Raw genomic sequence first — 655 nt, forward strand, 5'->3', positions numbered from 1 at the left:
TGATTAGGTAACGCCATAAATACATAAGCGCCTGCTTGTTGATATTGTCTGATATAGTCCCACTTATCCACAGTTACACCCTGCCTTTGAGTGTCTGCAACCGTGTCTCAATCTCATCAAGGTTAGTCACTCTAAGCAACATGCTAATGAGTTTCTGTGGCTCTTTTTGGTATCTCGCTAGGTCTACAAGGCTCTTTGCACTCATCACACTTTCCAAAGCATGATTAACCGCTACTCGCTGTGATTGTGTCATATACCTAACTCCTCGATTGCCATTTCAAGGTTAGGTATTTGCATGTCTACCATTGCGCCTGCTTTGGTTTCGCTATCCAACTCATTGCTTAACCGTTTCAAAAAGATGAGTTGGTTTTGTAGATAGTTTGTTGTTGTATATTGCCGTGGTTCGATTGCGTCCACAACATTGGTATAAAAGCCGTGAATATTGCTAGTTGTCATGTTTATTCCCTCGTAAATCTTTCTTCATGGTTCATCAATGCGTCTAATGTTGCTTGTTGGCTTTGAATGCTTTTCTTGATTGTGTTGACCGTTTCCCAAAACTCTTGCGCTGTGATGATGAAATACACCCCATTCGGTCTGCTCTTACTACTGCCAACTAAATAGCCTGCATTCCGCAACCTCGCCACGATTTCACTGA

Annotated in this window: 2 protein-coding genes and 1 pseudogene; all 3 read right to left on the reverse strand. The window is 42.1% G+C overall.

What is annotated here, in order from left to right; genetic code table 11:
- Nucleotides 1–73 precede the first annotated feature (73 nt).
- A complete protein-coding gene (locus tag BMG01_RS10730) occupies nt 74–253 on the reverse strand; it encodes a hypothetical protein (protein WP_004910696.1) in 180 nt (59 codons plus the stop codon).
- Complete coding sequence (locus BMG01_RS10735) at nt 250–456, reverse strand: hypothetical protein (protein WP_004910695.1); 207 nt, start codon at nt 454–456, stop codon at nt 250–252. Before BMG01_RS10735 ends, BMG01_RS10730 begins: the two co-directional genes overlap by 4 nt.
- Before the next feature lie 2 nt (nt 457–458).
- Nucleotides 459–655: pseudogene (locus tag BMG01_RS10740) on the reverse strand (MarR family transcriptional regulator); the annotation flags it as partial.

The organism is Leuconostoc sp. BM2, assembly GCF_002095565.1.
GTDB classification, from domain to species: Bacteria; Bacillota; Bacilli; order Lactobacillales; family Lactobacillaceae; genus Leuconostoc; species Leuconostoc falkenbergense.

What these genes read in the sequence shown, in the direction of transcription:
- BMG01_RS10730 (WP_004910696.1), bottom strand. Translation starts at nt 253, where the DNA reads ATGACACAATCACAGCGAGTAGCGGTTAATCATGCTTTGGAAAGTGTG.
- BMG01_RS10735 (WP_004910695.1), bottom strand. Translation starts at nt 456, where the DNA reads ATGACAACTAGCAATATTCACGGCTTTTATACCAATGTTGTGGACGCA.